Annotated in this window: 15 protein-coding genes; 6 read left to right on the top strand and 9 right to left on the bottom strand. The window is 58.4% G+C overall.

From position 1 onward, the window contains the following. The first annotated feature begins 255 nt into the window (after positions 1 to 255). A complete protein-coding gene (locus RZS28_RS01960) occupies positions 256 to 1,257 on the top strand; it encodes an adenosine kinase (RefSeq protein WP_407339540.1) in 1,002 nt (333 codons plus the stop codon). Between the two features lie 45 nt (positions 1,258 to 1,302). On the opposite strand, the gene hemA is transcribed toward RZS28_RS01960, so the two are convergent. After that, positions 1,303 to 2,598 (bottom strand): 5-aminolevulinate synthase, encoded by a 1,296-nt coding sequence (gene hemA / locus RZS28_RS01965; protein ID WP_407339541.1) that lies wholly within the window; start codon positions 2,596 to 2,598, stop codon positions 1,303 to 1,305. Positions 2,599 to 2,868: 270 nt separating this feature from the next. Here hemA and RZS28_RS01970 point away from each other — a divergent pair, with 270 nt between their 5' ends. Beyond that, positions 2,869 to 3,879: an NAD-dependent epimerase/dehydratase family protein gene (locus tag RZS28_RS01970; RefSeq protein ID WP_407339542.1), complete on the top strand. Its 1,011-nt coding sequence runs from the start codon at positions 2,869 to 2,871 to the stop codon at positions 3,877 to 3,879. Between the two features lie 181 nt (positions 3,880 to 4,060). On the opposite strand, the gene RZS28_RS01975 is transcribed toward RZS28_RS01970, so the two are convergent. Further along, positions 4,061 to 4,618 (bottom strand): hypothetical protein, encoded by a 558-nt coding sequence (locus RZS28_RS01975; RefSeq protein WP_407339543.1) that lies wholly within the window; start codon positions 4,616 to 4,618, stop codon positions 4,061 to 4,063. A gap of 255 nt (positions 4,619 to 4,873) precedes the next feature. Between RZS28_RS01975 and RZS28_RS01980 the strand changes: the two genes are divergently transcribed. Both RZS28_RS01980 and RZS28_RS01985 read left to right on the top strand, forming a co-directional pair. After that, positions 4,874 to 6,145, top strand: a complete 1,272-nt coding sequence (locus RZS28_RS01980) for a class I SAM-dependent methyltransferase (protein WP_407339544.1) — start codon at positions 4,874 to 4,876, stop codon at positions 6,143 to 6,145. Between the two features lie 71 nt (positions 6,146 to 6,216). Then, on the top strand, positions 6,217 to 6,990 hold the full coding sequence (locus RZS28_RS01985) for an HD domain-containing protein (RefSeq protein ID WP_407339545.1): 774 nt from the start codon (positions 6,217 to 6,219) through the stop codon (positions 6,988 to 6,990). Between the two features lie 38 nt (positions 6,991 to 7,028). Here the strand turns inward: RZS28_RS01985 and RZS28_RS01990 are convergent, their stop codons facing one another. From RZS28_RS01990 to lepA, 3 genes are all read right to left on the bottom strand, one after another. Continuing rightward, positions 7,029 to 8,324, bottom strand: a complete 1,296-nt coding sequence (locus RZS28_RS01990) for an HD domain-containing protein (RefSeq protein ID WP_407339546.1) — start codon at positions 8,322 to 8,324, stop codon at positions 7,029 to 7,031. Between the two features lie 7 nt (positions 8,325 to 8,331). After that, positions 8,332 to 8,826, bottom strand: coding sequence for a hypothetical protein (locus RZS28_RS01995; RefSeq protein WP_407339547.1), 495 nt, complete (start codon positions 8,824 to 8,826; stop codon positions 8,332 to 8,334). Between the two features lie 87 nt (positions 8,827 to 8,913). Beyond that, a complete protein-coding gene (gene lepA / locus RZS28_RS02000) occupies positions 8,914 to 10,719 on the bottom strand; it encodes a translation elongation factor 4 (RefSeq protein WP_407339548.1) in 1,806 nt (601 codons plus the stop codon). A 680-nt stretch (positions 10,720 to 11,399) separates the two neighbouring features. Here lepA and RZS28_RS02005 point away from each other — a divergent pair. Beyond that, complete coding sequence (locus RZS28_RS02005) at positions 11,400 to 12,368, top strand: hypothetical protein (RefSeq protein ID WP_407339549.1); 969 nt, start codon at positions 11,400 to 11,402, stop codon at positions 12,366 to 12,368. Positions 12,369 to 12,922: 554 nt separating this feature from the next. On the opposite strand, the gene RZS28_RS02010 is transcribed toward RZS28_RS02005, so the two are convergent. From RZS28_RS02010 to RZS28_RS02025, 4 genes are all read right to left on the bottom strand, one after another. Further along, entirely contained in the window at positions 12,923 to 13,120 is a 198-nt protein-coding gene (locus RZS28_RS02010; RefSeq protein WP_407339550.1) for a hypothetical protein, read from the bottom strand. A 462-nt stretch (positions 13,121 to 13,582) separates the two neighbouring features. Next, positions 13,583 to 15,115, bottom strand: a complete 1,533-nt coding sequence (locus RZS28_RS02015; RefSeq protein ID WP_407339551.1) for a carbohydrate porin — start codon at positions 15,113 to 15,115, stop codon at positions 13,583 to 13,585. Positions 15,116 to 15,195: 80 nt separating this feature from the next. Further along, positions 15,196 to 16,185: a tyrosine recombinase XerC gene (locus tag RZS28_RS02020; protein ID WP_407339552.1), complete on the bottom strand. Its 990-nt coding sequence runs from the start codon at positions 16,183 to 16,185 to the stop codon at positions 15,196 to 15,198. Between the two features lie 146 nt (positions 16,186 to 16,331). Beyond that, the gene (locus RZS28_RS02025) at positions 16,332 to 16,694 is read right to left on the bottom strand and encodes a DUF1476 domain-containing protein (RefSeq protein WP_407339553.1); all 363 of its coding nucleotides are present in this window, start codon (positions 16,692 to 16,694) and stop codon (positions 16,332 to 16,334) included. A gap of 396 nt (positions 16,695 to 17,090) precedes the next feature. Here RZS28_RS02025 and purC point away from each other — a divergent pair, with 396 nt between their 5' ends. Beyond that, positions 17,091 to 17,885, top strand: coding sequence for a phosphoribosylaminoimidazolesuccinocarboxamide synthase (gene purC, locus RZS28_RS02030; protein ID WP_407339554.1), 795 nt, complete (start codon positions 17,091 to 17,093; stop codon positions 17,883 to 17,885). The last annotated feature ends 217 nt before the right edge of the window (positions 17,886 to 18,102 follow it).

Here is an 18,102-nt window from a genome sequence, read left to right on the forward strand (position 1 = left end):
GGTGTGTTTTCCCGGCGTTCGTCGCGCCGGATCTATTGTCGCGTCTGGCGCAATTCCGCTATCGGCACATTTGATCCGGAGGTCTGGAGGCGACACCATCCCAGACCCAGAACGGTTCCCCTCCCCTATCAACGCCCATGTGGCGCGGCGCGACAGAGTGCGCTATGAAACGCTGCTGGGGTTGAACGCGTGGCAACCTGATCGGTCCTATCCGCTGACGCGGGCATTCGCCCCGCACTTATTTTGAGAGTTTTCATGACTGCTAGCCGCTTCGATGTGCTCGGCCTCGGGAATGCGATCGTCGACGTGATCAGCCGAACCGATGACGATTTTCTTGTCGGCCAGGGATTGCGCAAGGGCGGGATGGCGTTGATCGACGAGGCGCGCGCCGATGATCTCTACAAGGCGATGGGTCCGGCGACCATCGTATCGGGAGGCTCCGCCGCCAATACGATCATTGGCGCGGCGGGCCTTGGCTGCCGCACGGCCTTCTTCGGGAAATTGAAAGATGACGAGCTCGGCGGTCTTTTCGCGCATGACATCCGCGCCGCCAAGGTCGATTTTTCAACCGGCTTTTCCGCCGACGGGCCGGCGACCGCCCGCTGCCTCGTTCTCGTGACGCCCGATGGCCAGCGCACGATGAATACTTTTCTCGGCGCGAGCCAGAATCTGGCCGAATCCGACGTCGATGAAGAGATCGTGAGGCAATCTCGCTTCGTCTATCTCGAAGGCTATCTCTGGGACCCGCCGGCGGCCAAGGCGGCTTTCGTCAAGGCGGCGAAAATCGCCCGAGGCGCAGGGCGCAAGGTCGCTTTATCCTTGTCCGATTCCTTTTGCGTCGATCGCTACCGCGACGAATTCATCGGGCTCATTCGCTCCGAAACGGTGCATATTCTTTTCGCTAATGAAAGCGAGCTGCATTCGCTCTATCAGACCGCTGATTTCGACACGGCCGTGGAGCGGCTCAAGAGCGAAAACATCCTCGGCGTCGTGACTCGTTCGGAAAAGGGCTCAATTGTCGTCGCCGGCGATGAGATCCTGAGCGCGCCGGCCGTTCCGGTCGAAGAGGTCGTCGATACGACCGGCGCCGGCGATCTATTCGCGGCCGGCTTTCTCGCCGGCCTCGCCAAGGACCAGGATCTGGCGACCTGCGCGAGGCTCGGCTCTCTTGCGGCTGCGGAAATCATTCAGCACATCGGCGCGCGCCCGCAAGTCGATCTGGCGCAGCTTGCCGCGCAAAACGGGCTGGCCCTTTAGGCCCGCCTGCTCTCTCCCGGGGACGCCGCGCAACGGCGACAAGCCTTATTCCGCGGCGCGCTTGAACTCCGGATAGGTGCAATGCGCGTCGGCCTCGCGCTTGAATTCGAGGATCTTCGGCTTTTCGACGAAAGACAGCTTCAAGCTATGCCAGACGTCCACCAAAGACTCGACGAGATGGGCGACATGCGCGTCCGTGTGCAAGGGGCCTGGCGTAATGCGGAGTCTTTCGGTCCCCTTCGCCACCGTCGGGTAATTGATCGGCTGAATATAGATCGAGTGGCGCTCGAGCAGCATGTCGGTCGCGGCCTTGCAGAGCTCGGCGTCGCCAACGAGAACCGGCACGATATGGGACGGGTTCGCCATAACCGGCAGCCCCGCCGCGCTCAAGGCATGTTTGGTCAGCATCGCCTGGCGCTGATGCAGGGCGCGGAGCTCGGCGCCCTGGCGCTGCTTCAAGAAGCGCACCGCTGTATTCGCCGCCGCGGCGACGGCCGGCGGCAAAGCCGTCGTGAAGATGAAGGATGGCGCATAGGAGCGCACCGCGTCGACGATTGCTTCGCTGGCGGCGATATAGCCGCCAAGCGTGCCGAACCCTTTTGCGAGCGTCCCTTCGATGACGTCGATCCGGTCCATGACCCCGTCGCGTTCGGCGATGCCCCCGCCACGCGGGCCATAGAGCCCGACGGCGTGGACCTCGTCCATATAGGTCATGGCGTTGTAGCGCTTGGCGAGGTCGGCGATCTGACCGATAGGAGCGATGTCTCCGTTCATCGAATAAAGGCTCTCGAAGACGATCAGCTTTGCCCGTTCATGTCCGGCCTCGGCCAAGAGCTCCTCGAGATGGGCGAGATCGTTATGACGGAAAATCTTCCGCTCCGCCTTCGAGCGGCGGACGCCCTCGATCATTGAATTATGGTTCAGCTGATCCGACAGGATGAGGCAATTGGGCAGAAGATCGCCGATCGTGGAAATCGTCGCGAGATTGGAGATCCAGCCGGAGGTGAAGACGAGCGCCGCCTCCTTGCCGTGCAAGTCGGCGAGTTCGGCCTCGAGCTCGACGAGCGGATGATTGGTGCCCGAAATATTGCGGGTGCCGCCGGAGCCGACTCCGTGCCGCGCCGCCGCCTGGGTCATGGCTCCGATGACGTCCGGATGCCTGCCCATACAGAGATAGTCGTTGGAGCACCAGATCACGATCTCCTCGGCGCAATCCTTGCTGCGCCGCCAGAGCGCGCGCGGAAAAGCCTCGGCGTCCCGCTCGAGATCGGCGAAGACCCGGTAGCGGCGTTCATCCTTCAACCGCGAAATCGCATCGTCGAAAATTCGCCGATACACCATGCTGAACGTCCCCAAGGCTCCGATCGCTGCGGAGGGCGAGAGCGGATCTTAAAAGATCCATCCACAGTTCGTCTATCGAAAAACTAGGCTTATACCTTTTTCGCCCGCTCCAAAAGGGTCCTTCCGGCGGCGGATCGTCTCAACGGCATCGGACAACCCCGCGTAAATGGCAATTCCTCAGGAAATATGCGAGGGGCTTTCCATTCGGCGGCGATCTTAAGGCTTTAGAGGCGTTCGCGCGGGCCGTCAAATTATCCGCAACGGGGGACCATGCGAATTCTCGTCACAGGCAGCGCCGGCTTCATAGGCTTTCACATGGCGCGCCGTCTCCTCGACGCCGGCCATCTGGTCGTCGGGGTCGACGGCTTCACCCCCTATTATGACCCCACACTTAAGCTGCGGCGTCACGAAATCTTGAAGCAAAATTCCGCCTACGTCGGCCATGAGGCCATGCTGGAGGATTTCCCCGCGCTGAAAAGCATTTACGGAAATGGCTTCGATGCGGTCTATCATTTCGCCGCGCAGGCCGGAGTTCGCTACAGTCTGGACAATCCGCGCGCCTATGTCGACGCCAATCTTGTCGGAACCTTCAATCTCTTGGAGCTGATGCGCCACGCGCCGCCGGAACACGCCCTGATGGCGTCGACCTCTTCGGTCTATGGCGCCAACGCCTCGATTCCGTTTCGCGAAACCAACCGCGCCGATCACCCCTTGACGCTCTACGCCGCCTCGAAAAAAGCGAATGAGGAAATGGCGCATGCCTATAGCCATCTCTTCAAGATTCCGATCACGATGCTGCGATTCTTCACGGTTTACGGCCCCTGGGGACGGCCGGACATGGCGCTGTTCAAATTTGCATCCGCGCTTTTCGAAGGTCGGCCGATCGACGTCTATAATCATGGCAACATGCGGCGCGACTTCACTTTCGTCGACGATCTCGTCGAAGCGATGATTCGCCTCATGGATCGCGCGCCGCCTGCGCCAGACGGCCGTTCATCCCCGCTATCGCCTCTCGACAGCCTCTCGCCGGCGGCGCCCTGGCGCGTCGTCAATATTGGCGCGCAAACGCCGGTCGCCCTCATGGATTTCGTCGCCGCGATCGAAGCCGCGACCGGATTGCAGGCTTCATGCAATTTCATGGACATGCAACAGGGCGATGTTCCGATCACTTACGCGAATACGGAATTGCTTTTTCTTTTGACGGAATTCACGCCGAAAACGCCCTTGCGCGAGGGCGTCGCCGCCTTCATCGCTTGGTATCGCGCCTATTTCGGGCTTTGAAGGGCTCTTCCAGCGAGGAAGGCTTCGCCGGACGACGCAACGGCCGGGGTTTTGTCCCGGCCGCAATCTCATCGAGGCTTGCGCCTCGTTCCTCGCAAAAGGGCCGTCTTCCCGATCGAGTTCAATCGGGAAGTCGCTTTCGATTACTGTCGCAACCTGCTTTGTTTAAACTTGCGCTCAATCAATGCAGGACTTCGCCGCGCGCCCGACCGCCGTAAACTTTGCAGGAACAGCCGTCACCCAGGTAGGCGGAATGATAAAGCAGACAGGTTTTCGCCGGCGTCGTGCAATAATTGCCATAGCCGCCGACCGCCACGCTTCGGCCCGTCACCAAGGGCGCGGTGGCCGCCGCCGCTACCGCCAAAGGCGCGGTCACGGCAGCCGCCACGGGCGAATACCCATAGCCATAGCCGGGGTAGCCATAGCCATAACCATAGCCCGGGTAGCCGTAGCCGTAGGCGTAATCATAGGGATAGCTATAGTCGTATGCCCCCGCGAGGCCCGCCAAGCCTAGGCCTAGTCCAAGGCCGGCAAGACCATATCCCCATCCGCCGCCCCAGCCGCCGCCACGCCACCCGGCGCCGCGCCAGCCGCCATGCCAGCCACCGCCATGCCAGCCACCGCCATGCCAGCCGCCCCCGCCATGCCAGCCGCCGCCGCGGAACGCCATCGCCGGACTGCTGGAGATCAAAGCGACACCAAGCGCCGCCGCGGTCACCAATGCACCAATGCGTCTCATTGACACCTCCTATTGGAGCCCCCCTTGCTGGCGTTGGCTGAACCATCAGGCGCCATCGCCGTTGTAATGGCGCAGGGGATCACGAAATTTAACTCGGCGATGAGGGGAATTGTTCCATGGCTCTAGATCGGGGTTCGATGGACAAGGCTGGCGGCCGGCGGATCGCTCGCAGAGGTTCAAGCCGGACCGCTCGATTTGGATGTTCAATTTAACTCTCAATTTCGCTTTGCCGTCGAACGCAGAGGAGGCGAACGAATGGACAAGTTGTTTCAGGACTTTTTTGCTGGCCTCATAAAAGCAGGATCGATGGAGATAGAAACGGCGGAGGGACATCGTTTCCTCGTCGGCGACGGTTCGGGAGAGAAAATTGCGCTGCGCTTCAACGACCGCACCGCGCAAATTCGGCTCATGGTTGATCCAGAGTTGCATTTCGGCGAATTGTTCATGGACGAGCGGATCGACGTGACTGAGGGCTCCGTCTACGATGCTTTGTTGCTCGCCTCCGAGAATTTGATGCGTCCGGACATTGGTCCGCTGCGCGCGGATGGCTCGGGCTGGGTTCGCCTGTTGCAACAGGCGCGCATGGGTCTGCGCCGCTTCGAACAGGCCAATGATGCGCTCCGCGCGAAGCGCAATGTCGCGCATCATTACGATCTGGACCGTGGCCTCTACGCGCTATTCCTCGATTCCGACCTTCAATATTCCTGCGCTTATTTCGAAGCGGACGGCCAGAGTCTCGACGAAGCGCAGCTCGCCAAGAAACGTCATATCGCGGCGAAACTCATGCCGGGTCCCGGCCAACGCATCCTCGATATTGGCTGCGGCTTTGGCGGAATGGCGATCTATCTCGCGCGCTATTGCGATGCGAGCGTCACAGGCGTCACCCTGTCAAAAGCGCAACTCGGCGTCGCCAAAGATCGCGCCGCCGCCTTGGGACTTTCGGCGGCGACTGATTTCCGAATGCTCGACTATCGGGAAATCGACGGATGCTTCAACCGGATCGTCTCAGTCGGGATGTTCGAGCATGTGGGCCTTCATCATTACAAATCCTATTTCCAAAAGATCGCTCAGTTGTTGGACGACGATGGCGTGGCCCTCATCCACACCATCGGCCGCGCCTCAGGTCCGGCGGCCACTCAGCCTTGGATCGCCAAATACATCTTTCCGGGCGGCTATATTCCGGGCATGTCGGAGATCTTGCCGGCGATTGAACGCACCGGCCTCTTCGTCACCGATGTCGAGGTTTTGCGGCTGCATTACGCGGACACGATGAAAGCCTGGCGCGAACACTTCCTCGCGCGGCGCGATGAGGCCAAGGCGCTCTATGATGAACGTTTCTGCCGCATGTGGGAGCTCTACCTCGCCGGATCCGAATGCGCGTTCCGCTGCGAGGGACTCGTCGTCTTCCAGATCCAGCTTGCGAAGAAAGTTGATGCGGTTCCGCTGACGCGCGATTATGTGGGCCGCGGCGAAGCCGCCTTGCGCCAGCGGGAGCAGGCCAAAGCCTCCTACCGCATGGCGGGTTGATGGCGACGCGCGGGACTAATCTCGGCGCGCCGCCCGGCGTTGGCTAGATCGAGACATTAGGAGTTTGCGCGATGGATGATCGACCCAAAGCCGCGTCCGGCTCGGCGGAGACCCTCCCAATGGCCGAGCCAGATCCGTCCGGCGAAAGGATCGTGGTGAAGTCGGCGCTGGCGAGCTTAGGCACGCCGGAGCATTTCACGAAATATGACAGCATCGTTCCGACGAGCCAGCTCGGCGACCGCAAAGTGATGATGGGCGATGACCCCGCATTGCCAAAAATGTCGGCGGCGCCGAACTTGTTCGAATTCTTCGAGAAGAGGCTGCACCCGCATACCGTGAACCACATGTTGCAAAGCGCCCATCTCGCCCTGACGTCCGGGGTCGATGAGAAAGGCGTCCTCGCCTGTCTGTTGCACGATATAGCCGTCGCCGGCCTCATTTCAGGCGACCATGGCTATTGGGGCGCGCAGCTCATCGAACCCTATGTGGATGAGGAGGTCGCCTGGGCCGTGCGCTATCATCAGGCGCTGCGCTTCTTCCCGGATCCATCGGTCGGCTACGACTATCCCCAGGTCTATATCGACCTGTTCGGCGAAGACTATAGACCGGAACCCTACATCTACGCCGCCTACGACTACGCGCGTAACCACAAGTGGTATGGCAGGGCGCGCATGATAACGGTCAACGATCTCTATTCCTTCGCGCCTAACAGCACAGTGAAGCTCGATGATTTCACCGACATTATCGGGCGCCATTTCCGCCAGCCGAAGGAAGGCCTGGGGTTCGATAATTCACCTACCGCGCATATGTGGCGCACGATGATCTGGCCGCGGAATTTTTTATGAGGCGATTGGCCCCTTACTGGCCCAGGATCAAGATTGCGCTATGTCAGTGATTTCAGAAGCAGCAATGCTTTTTGCTTATCTTCGGAATTCGAAAAATATATCCTACTTGCTTGTGTCGGCATCGACTTTATTATTTTGCTCGCACTATGTAGGCGAATATGCTCCTCTCCATCCTTAACAAGAATATTTTCTAAAAATCTTTTGTCCGCGACCTCATATTGTTTATATGTTTTCCCCCCAATTATATCTATAATATGAAATATATTCTCCGCTTTCAACTTACCGATAAATTTCTTTATTCGTTGTTTCGGAGCCCCGTCATCACCCGGTGGAATTTCAAGGCATTTGTAGAGGTCTCGCCTGAGATATCTTTGTGCCAGGATGGTCGCTTCGCCAATTTCGTTTTCCGATATAAGGTGCACAAGCGAAACAACAGACGAATCATCCAGCGCCATATAATGTTCAAGAGTTCTATGACTGGAAGATAAAAAGAATTGACCGAGCGGGTGATTGGTAACTACGCAATGATTGAAACGAAGACCAAGTTTAATTATTTCACTAACCATATGCTGTACGGCTCTTGTCGTCTTATGATAGTATACATCATTATACATTTTTAGATATGAAATGACGAATTCTTCGACCACCCGGAGGCCCTTTGGGTCGACAACGAAAGAAAATTGCTCGATGTCCTTTTTAATATCAATCAATACTTTTTCGATCAAAAGACTATCGAAGAGCCATTCCAGGTCAATGAACGATGAGCGGAGGCCGCAAAAGTAACGATCGCGGCAAAGAAAATCTAAACGATCACAATCCATTTGGCTAGATATAATAGTTGAATAAGGTGTATACGCCTTCTCTGTATCAAAAAAAGATATAACCTCGTCATATAGGCCAAATTTTACAAGTATATCTGCGATTTCTTTGGATTTTATGATCTCAGCTGTCCACTCCTCATGCTCTTTGCCGATCTTAAATTCGGTGCATAGTTCTTCAAAAACGTGCGAATAGGGCCCGTGCCCAACATCATGAAGTAGAGCCGCTGCTATTGTTGCTGTACGCTTAAGTTCATGTTCGTCGTTCTTGACATCTATGGCGTCACTCTTTTCAAACGCGGCAAGCATACGCCGCGCCATTTGCATCGCGCCAATGACGTGAGAAAATCTAGTGTGCGTAGCGCCAGGATAAACGAATTCCGAGAATCCAAGCTGTTTGATCCGCCGAAGGCGTTGGACTGGTCGCGTGTTAACAAGTTCCCATATCGGTTCGTCCTGCTCAGAGGAAAAGCCAATCAGGTCGTGAATCGGATCACGGATTCGCTGCGGGCGCATAAACCAATCAACTACCGAAAAGTCTTAGAATTGCATTAGCGTTCGCTAATGTCTTGTCGTTGACCTTTGTAGGCTTGATCGCCCGCGTCCTGGAAATAGCAGAGGTACGGTCGCAGCCACTTTTCTCAAAAAACAAGACCGTTGAAGCAACTTCAAGGTCGATTGTCGAAAATTCGTTTAGAGACAATAGCATTTCGCTGAAGGGAGCAGACAGAGGATCACCCTCGAAGGCCTCCTCTGATAGGCTATATTCAATGGTCAGATACTTCGCGTAGCCGGTTTCAATTTCTTTTTCTTCGATATCGCCGAACAGAGTTAGCATCGTGCTTGCCAGCTCTACTTCGGTGCTGAAGGGACCAAAATTACGGATCTGAAATGTCGCAGCACAATCCACGCCGGCTTGCTGCAGAAAGTAGACGAGCTTTTGAAGCCGCTTCTTTCCTCTAACAGTATGGGCCGGAAGAGTCCGAAGGATTGCTACAATAATTTCTTCAGCCGTCATGGCAGGCCCCCTGCTCCAACGAGCCAGATTCGAATCTACGCGTCAATTAGAACATAAAGAGAACATATTAACAATCGGTAATCGCTCTCACCCATCCATCTTCAGCGCCGCAATAAACGCTTCCTGCGGGATCTCGACCTTGCCGAATTGCCGCATCTTCTTCTTGCCGGCCTTCTGCTTCTCCAAGAGTTTGCGCTTGCGGGTGACGTCGCCGCCATAGCATTTCGCCGTCACATCCTTGCGCAGCGCCCGCACCGTCTCTCGCGCAATGATCTTGCCGCCGATCGCCGCCTGGATCGGGATCTGGAACATATGCTGCGGGATCAACTCCTTTAGCTTTTCTACCATGACGCGGCCGCGCATATCGGCGCGATCGCGATGCACGAGCATGGAGAGCGCATCGACCGGCTCGGCGTTGACGAGGATCGACATTTTCACGAGATCGCCCGGCCGATAATCGGTGATCGCGTAATCGAAGCTGGCGTAGCCTTTCGAGATCGACTTCAGCCGATCGTAGAAATCAAACACGACCTCATTGAGCGGCAGGTCATAGGTCGCCATGGCGCGCTTGCCGACATAATTGAGATCGACCTGAACGCCGCGCCTTTCCTGGCAAAGCTTCAACACCGCGCCGAGATAATCATCGGGCGTCAGGATCGTCGCGCGAATCCACGGCTCCTGAATCTCCTCGATCTTGGTCGGATCGGGCATGTCGGCCGGATTGTGCAATTCGAGCGTCTCGCCGCCGCGCAGCACGATCCGATAGACCACGGACGGGGCGGTTGCGATGAGATCGAGATTGAACTCGCGCTCGAGCCGCTCCTGGATGATTTCCAGATGCAACAGCCCGAGAAAGCCGCAGCGAAAGCCGAAGCCGAGCGCGGCCGAGCTTTCCATCTCATAGGAAAAGCTCGCGTCATTCAGCCGCAAGCGGCCCATGGCGGCGCGCAAATCGTCGAAATCCGCAGCGTCGACCGGGAAAAGCCCGCAGAAAACCACGGGCTGCGCAGGCTTGAAACCCGGCAGAGGCGCGTCGCAGGATTTGCGCTCGTCTGTGATCGTGTCGCCGACCCGCGTGTCGGCGACCTGCTTGATCTGGGCGGTGATGAAGCCGACCTCGCCCGGCCCGAGCTCGACGACATCCTGCATCTTTGGCCGGAACACGCCGATCTTATCGACCGTATAATGGGCGTCCGTGCCCATCATCTTGATCTTCTGATCTTTCCTCAACACGCCGTCGATGACGCGCACGAGCACGACGACGCCGAGATAGGCGTCATACCAGGAATCGACGAGCAGGGCCTTCAAGGGCGCCGTCTCGTCGCCCTTCGGCGGCGGCAGACGCTTGACGATCGCCTCCAGCACAAGATCGACGCCGAGCCCGGTCTTTGCGGAAATGAGAACGGCGTCAGAGGCGTCGAGACCGATCACGTCCTCGATCTGCTGCTTGATCCGCTCGGGCTCGGCGGCGGGCAGATCGATCTTGTTCAGGACCGGCACGATCTCATGGCCGGCGTCCAGCGCATGATAGACATTGGCCAGCGTCTGCGCCTCGACGCCCTGGCTCGCGTCGACGACAAGCAGCGAGCCTTCGCAGGCGGCGAGCGAACGCGAGACCTCATAGGCGAAATCGACGTGGCCGGGGGTGTCCATCAGGTTCAGGATATAGGTCTTGCCGTCCTGCGCCTTATATTCGAGCCGAACCGTCTGCGCCTTGATGGTGATGCCGCGCTCGCGCTCGATATCCATCGAATCGAGCACCTGCTCGACCATGTCGCGCTCGGCTATGGTCCCGGTCGCCTGAATGAGCCGATCGGCAAGTGTCGATTTGCCATGGTCGATATGAGCGACAATGGAGAAATTGCGGATATTTTCGAGAGAATGGGTTGTCATGGCTTGCGAGATAGCAGGCGCCGACGGCGAAGGAAAGGCGAACCGGAGGGAGCGGGGCGCCTGATCCCGCTCTCGCTCAAGGCCATTAAGCCCGGCGGTCCGATTTGAAATCGCCGCAGATCTTGGCGTCCGAAAGGCCTTGCTCATTTCGGCGGCTGCGGCCGTCCGGATCTGGGCTGGGAGCTCAAAGGCGGCCCATGAAAGGATGCTCAGGGCCAACTTAAACTCCAGAGCGCTCCATTGACTTAGTATTTTGGCCCGCTTTGCGCCAGAAGCGGTCTTCGCAGCCAATAGAGATTGAAGGGACAGCCTTGGCCGTCGAACCAAACGTATAAGAACCACGACAATGCCGCACCGCGACGTCGAAGCTTTGGGGCAATCAATGCTTGACGCTCGTGACGTGGAGGGATGTCTTTAGGCGTTGATTGCCGCGTCGAAGCGCGACGGCTAGTCATGACTCCCTTGGCGATCGAGTGATGCAAGTTATGGAAGAACGCAGAACCTTCGAGGAATTCTCGTTGCTCGGCGGCCCGCTTCACCGGCTCGGGATGCGCTTGGGCTTAGTCCGCGGAGGCGCGAACACATTTGCGCTGGGGCTGGCGCTCGGTCCGCTTTCATGGTGCGTCCTGGTCGCGCTCGCATTCGTCCAAGGCGTCGGCCACCAGTGGTTTTCCCTCTCGGTGATCGCCGCCCACGTTCGCTTGCTGCTCGTCATACCTTTGTTCTTTCTGTGCGAATCCTCGTTGGATCCTCAGATGAGGGCGTTTGTCGGCACGATCGTGCGTTCCAGGGTCGTGCCCGAGAAGGCGCTGCCGGCCCTGGACTCCGAAATCGCACGCATAGCCCGATGGAAAAACTCCTGGCTGCCGGAAGCAATATGCCTGTTGGCTGCTGTGCTGGTGTCGTTGTTTGCGGCGGGCCTGCGCCTGTCAGGAAAAACGGCGGCGCTCGACCCAAGCCGAGCCATAACCGATGTTCCCCTAGGCGCCCTTTGGTATTGGATCGTCTGCCTGCCCCTCTTTCGGTTTCTAATGTTTCGCTGGATTTGGCGAATCGCCCTCTGGTGCTTCTTCCTCTGGCGCGTAGCGAAATTGGAGCTCCGCCTCGTGCCTACTCATCCCGACTGCGCCGCCGGGCTGGGATATCTTGAAGTTGTGCAGACGCATTTCGCCTTGTTGGTCCTGGCGATCTCGATGGTTGTGTCCGCATCGTTCGCCGAAGAAATCTCCTCGGGCAAGAGCGTGTTCGAGGTGATCTACCCGGCGCTCGCGCTCACTCTTATCGTGGACTTGGCGCTGGTGCTTGGCCCGCCAAGCGTTTTCGCGTTCAAGCTCAGGGTTTGTCAGGAAAAGGGCTTGAGCGACTATATGATATTCGCGGCGCGTTATGTGACCGACTTCGAAAAGAAATGGCTGGACCCGGCCGCTCCCTCGAAACAGCCCTTGTTGGGCACATCGGACTTGCAGTCCCTGGCCGACTTGTCCAACAGCGTCGGAATCATACGCAATATGCGCTGGGCTCCAGTAAGTATGCGTCTCGTGATCGCTATCGTGATTGCCGCGCTGCTGCCGATGTTGCCGCTATTTCTGTATAAGTATCCCATTGCGGAGTTGGTCGAAAAGCTCGTTAAGAAGCTGGCCGGCCTGTGACGGCGTGAAGCCACGAACAGCAGCCGAACACGACAGGATTGAATTGCCAGGGTCAGATTGAAGGCGATCGGATAGCCGTCTAATTTGTGTGATGGACGCAAGCTCAGGAACTCCGAAGATCGCTGAGGAATTGCGTCAGCCAAAATAACGGATGAAAACGTAACATACGACGCCTTCAGCCGATGTGTCGAAGCAACGCTTTGAAGCAACGCTTTATTGCATATAATCCGTTCAGTACCCGTGTCGACGACCTACGCGACGCGCGGTACGGCGAGTCGATCTATGAGCAACCCCAACGCGGGTCACAACCTGCACAACCAGACCATCCGAAACTGAAGCGCCCGCCGCGATGCTGGGCGCTGCCGCCGCCGGCATCGCGGCCGCGACTGGTTCATAGCAAAAGAGTAACGAACTGCCGATCAAGACACCTAGAATTTCAGCCCGTATCATGTGCAAGCGCTCCCCTGTATTGGCTTTTTCACCCGACTCTGCGATCGGTCGGGACTCGAGGCAGACATTTCGGCTTGTCTTTGCGCAAACGTGAAAAGATAAAGCTAGACTAGGAAATTACGTGTGTTCTCCATAAATCCAAGTCGTTTTTCCGGGCGCGCGCCAGGGGCTTCCCAAAGCTTTAACGTTTGTGTCGGTAATCTATCATTAATAAACACGCCGATGCCAGCGGCGGAGGGCGCGCCGTTCATGCCGATAGATGCGACGGTTAACGCGACGATTAACGCGACGCCAATGGCCATAATACGCTTTCTCGACTTGCGCGTGCTCCATGTCTTCCGAGGTCGCAACGCCCGGCTGCGGCGCTAAACCCAGATCACGGCCCGATGCGGCGAGCGGCGCGAACGAGCCGAGAGCCGTCGCAGGCGCCGCGGCTGCCGCTACACCAGCGCCAATACAGAGCAGCTTCAAGAATGCGCGTCGTTCCATCGAAACCTCCCGACATTTAGCAGAGATACGGCTAGGAAACTCCAGACTGGTGCAAGGGTTCCCCCACACTTTAAGCGATTGCCCACACACCCGTTCCGGGCGGAGTCGGAATTCCGCGGAAGTTAGCGTCGCCGAGAAAGCGTGACAGTGAAGCTGCGAGTTGCTTCAAGCTGTAAATGGATCACGAGACGCTCGATTCGTTTGAAGCCGCGTAAGTCGGCCCATTCTTTTGAGCGCGCCTCGACCTCGAAATCTATACCGCTCAATCGAATTACTTAGAACTTGGTTTGCAGGCGCAACCCCGCGTAAGTTGATCGTGATTTGCTCGGATTCCAAGGATCGATCACCTGCAGATCAGCAGAGAGGCGCAGCCAAGGCGTAATCGCGAGATTGTAGAAGGCCTCCACCCCGCCTTCGCTGCGTCGGTTTACGTCCAGCGCAGCCAGTCCCGCAAGCAAGGGCTCAGTCAGCCCAAAGTGGAAGAAACCAGCGCCCCAGCGGTCGTTCTCGCGGCCAGCCAACAGATTGTTCCCGCCCAAGCCAGCGAGGACGCTCCATCTGACAGGACTGGGATTGCCGTCAGACAGGGTCGCGAGCGTGAACAGACCCCAGCCGAGCTCTCGATTCTGTTCGCTTTGCACGAAGTTCTGCTGGATGGCGTAAGAAGCGAACCAAAATCCTTTTTTAGTTCTCACCGAACCGCCGAGCGCCGATGGCTGGGGCAGGTCCGAGATGTTTTCGAGATCGACGCCGCGCGCATTGCTGTAGGCGGCGCGCAATGTGTGAAAACCGAGAAGACCGACGATCTCCGTCTTAAGAGTCGCGGCGCCGCCCACCGCCACCCCCTTCTCGAACGGGCGCTGGATGACCCGGGGATCGATCGCGCTGCGCGGATCGGCTATCATCAAGGCGAAATTGACCAGCTTTGTCTTAATCGTCGCTATTCCGCCGATAAGATATGGCGCCGAGACGACCACCCTGTCGCCAGCCCCTCCTCGGAGAGCTGTGTAGGCCACCCCGGTTGAGGGCAGGGCGAAAGCTCTGTTCATGAACGTGTCGATGCCGCCGCCTCCGATCAATGGCGTCTTCGACGCAAGCGTCATCATGTTGAATTTTCCGACGCTGAGGGAAATATACTCGCCGAAATCCTGCGTGACGCTGACGGAGAGAGCGGAGTGATAGCCGTCTCGTTCTACATAGGCCAGGGCCGTGTTGACTGGAATGAGCGCAAAATCCGTTCTGTTTATGTTTTGACCGATGTAATGCTCGTATTGCACGTTGACGTGAAAGCCAGGCCAAAGGCCAAGCTTCTCTGCATCCACCTTAAGGAATGCATCGAGCTTGCCGCCGTAGCGCCAAGTCTTGCTGCCATCGCCTTCAGTCTGTCCCTGATAAAACTGCGTGACCCAGACGTCTGGCATGACGCCAATGCTGCGCAATTGCTCTTTCGGGCCGTCGGGCGTGTCGGTCAACGAAGCTTGCGTGGCCAAAGATGATCCGGCGTCTTCCGCGCGCACCGAGCCCGTTGATGTTGCAAAAAGAGCTAGGGCTGCGAAGATCGCTTTGGCGCCAGAAGCGATGCGTCTCTGGCGCAAAGTCCGAACCTTCGAGAGCGCACGCGAATTGGAGGGCGAAATCGGCATTTCTTCGCCGAACATGGCGTTCCCTGCGAGGCCTTCGGCCCGCGCCGCTTTGCGTCCAGCCGAAACGAGCGCGATCATGGCCAGCATGAGCGTCAAAAGAGGATCCCTGATCACGATGCTCTCCCAATTGGGCCATTCGGAGACATTCATATCAGCAACGGTCAATGTCCGCTTCGTTTCAAAATCAGCCGCCAAAACTGATGCGGACCTGAGTTTTCAAACAAATACAACGGCGCAGCGTCGGCTCATTTGGCGCGCGGATGCGCCTCGCGATAGGCTTCGATGAGCCGCGCGCTATCCACCGCAGTATAGATCTGCGTCGTCGAGAGCGAGGCGTGACCCAAAAGCTCTTGTATGGCGCGCAGATCGCCGCCTCGCCCGAGCAAATGGGTGGCGAAGGAATGGCGCAGCGCATGAGGCGTAGCGGTCTCGGGCAGGCCCAGCGCGCCACGCAAACGCTCGACGGCAAGCTGAATGACGCGCGGCGAAAGCGGCCCGCCCTTCGCCCCGACAAACAGCGACTTCTCGGGAGGAAGGACATAGGGGCAAAGCGCGAGATAGGCTTCGATTCCCCGCCGCACGGGCGCGATGACCGGCACGCTACGCGTCTTCCGTCCCTTGCCGACCACTGTCAGAACATCGACTTCGCCGATCGGCGCCTCTGAGCGCCTTACGGCCAAGGCCTCGGAAATGCGCAGGCCCGCGCCATACAAAAGGCCGAGAACGGCGGCGTCGCGGGCCAGAATCCAAGCCGGCCGGTTCTCGCCGGATCGGGCTTCCACGCCAACGACTTGGCGCGCGGCCTCCGCGGGCAAGGGCTTCGGCAAACGGCGCTGAATTTTTGGCGCGCGCACTGCGGCGAAAGCGTTGGTTTTGGCTTCGCCATTGCGCTCCAGATAGCGGGCAAAAGAACGCAGCCCTGCAAGCTGGCGAAGAAGCGAGCGGCTGCCGGCGCCCTTCCCGCGCCGCTGCGCCATGAAGGCGCGCAGGTCCGCAGGCGTCAGCTCCGCGATTGTCGCAAGCGAAGGCGCCGCGCCGAAATGAGTCGCCGCAAAGGCCAGGAATTGGCGCAGATCGCGCGCATAGGACTCGAGCGTATGGGCGGAGGCGCGGCGCTCCCCGGCAAGATGGGCGAGCCAGCTCCGCGCCGCTGACCCCAACGCGCGATCGGCGGGCGCAAAGACGAGCGAGACGTCGGTAGCTGGGTCTTCGTTCCGGGGGACGGCGGCGCGCATGTCGCGATGATCGCGCCTCGAACTTAACGCTTCATCAAGGCTGCGCTATCATGAAACAAGGGTCGGCTATGGTCCTTGGCCGGATAGCCGGCGACGCGGCGCCGCCAACAAACTTCGCGCCCCGCCGCTGTGACTTGGCCTCAAGTCTAATGACCGTGGCGGCCGAAACCTTGCTCCTTGGCCTCCGCTGCGACCGTCTTGATCTCCTCGACGGCCGCCTGGAAAAGCTCGTCGGCTTTGCGGTGGATTTGATGGTCGGATTGGTCGACGCCGGCCTTGTCGAAATCCGCGCGGATCGTCTTGAAGATTTCGTCGGCGTTGTTTTCTTCGAGGTCGGCGGCGATCAGCGTGGCCGCGTAATCTTCCGCAGCGGCGCCCGTCTTGCCGAGTTTCTCGGCGGCCCAAAGTCCGAGCCATTTATTACGCCGCACGTTGGCCTTGAACTTCAGTTCCTCGTCATGCGCGAGCTTGGCTTCGAATGCCTGTTCGCGCTCGTCGAAAGTCGTCATGAGGCTCCCCATATGGAAGTGTCCAAATCTCCGCGTCCATGCGAAGGCGGCCATATTAACAAGGTTTTGCGAAAACGCCATGCTCCGCATGGCAAGGCCGCAGCTCGATTTCCTTCTGTATTCGGCCCCTGATCTCTGCTAGAAAGCGGGCGCTGGTTACAATTGGAGGAATCAATCTTAGATATTTCTCAATACGTTGGCTCAGCATTGTGTGGGCGCCCGCTTTCGGATAGGGTCTGCCTGACAGCTTGTCCGCCAAGGCGGAAATAGCTAGGACCTCACTCGAAACCGCGGCGACGCCCGATGCATAGCCTACGCCCGCCCCGCCCGGACATTGCAGCGTAGTTGCTGGTTTGGACGCGGCCCATAGGACGTTCACAGGAGCCACGGCCGCCCATGGATCATCTCAAGCCACGGTTAATCCCAATGAATCGCCGCCGGCGCATATATGAAGGCAAGGCCAAGGTCCTCTATGAGGGCCCCGAGCCGGGTACGCTCATCCAGCATTTCAAGGACGACGCAACCGCTTTTAATGCCAAGAAGCACGAGGTGATCGACGGCAAAGGGGTCCTCAACAACCGAATCTCCGAGTTCATCTTTCAAAATCTCAATGACATCGGCGTGCCGACTCATTTCATCCGCCGGCTCAACATGCGCGAGCAGTTGATTCGCGAGGTCGAGATCGTGCCGCTCGAGATTGTCGTGCGCAATGTCGCCGCGGGCTCGCTTTCGACGCGGCTCGGCATCGAGGAAGGCACGCAATTGCCCCGCTCGATCATCGAATTCTACTATAAGAACGACGAGCTGAACGATCCGATGGTCTCGGAGGAGCATATCACGGCTTTCGGCTGGGCGAGCCCGCAGGAAATCGACGATATCATGGCCCTCGCGATTCGGGTCAACGATTTCCTCTCCGGGCTTTTCCTCGGCGTCGGAATTCGCCTCGTCGATTTCAAGATGGAATGCGGCCGCCTTTGGGAAGGCGACATGATGCGCATCGCCGTCGCCGACGAGATTTCCCCCGATTCCTGCCGCCTATGGGACATTAAATCGAACGACAAGCTCGATAAGGACCGTTTCCGCCGCGATCTCGGCGGCCTTGTCGAGGCCTATACCGAGGTGGCGCGCCGGCTTGGCATCTTGCAGGAAAACGAGCAGCCTCGCGCGGTTGGGCCAAAGCTCGTCCAGTAAGAATTCGGATCGGCTCCGCTGCATGGAGCCCCGGCAAAGCTCTCGCGGCGACGCGAAAGCGCCCCCGGCGTCCGCCGCCCCCGACACGCGGCGGACTCGATCGATGGGTAGGATTTGCGATCCAAGGCAAATCGAACTATGCGGAGGCTTCGGCCTCCGTTTTTGTTGTATCGCGGCAAAGATCGCGTTCGCTCTGCAATCCATGACAAAAGAGATG

It is taken from the genome of Methylocapsa polymorpha (assembly GCF_045689225.1).
Taxonomy (GTDB): Bacteria; Pseudomonadota; Alphaproteobacteria; order Rhizobiales; family Beijerinckiaceae; genus Methylocapsa; species Methylocapsa polymorpha.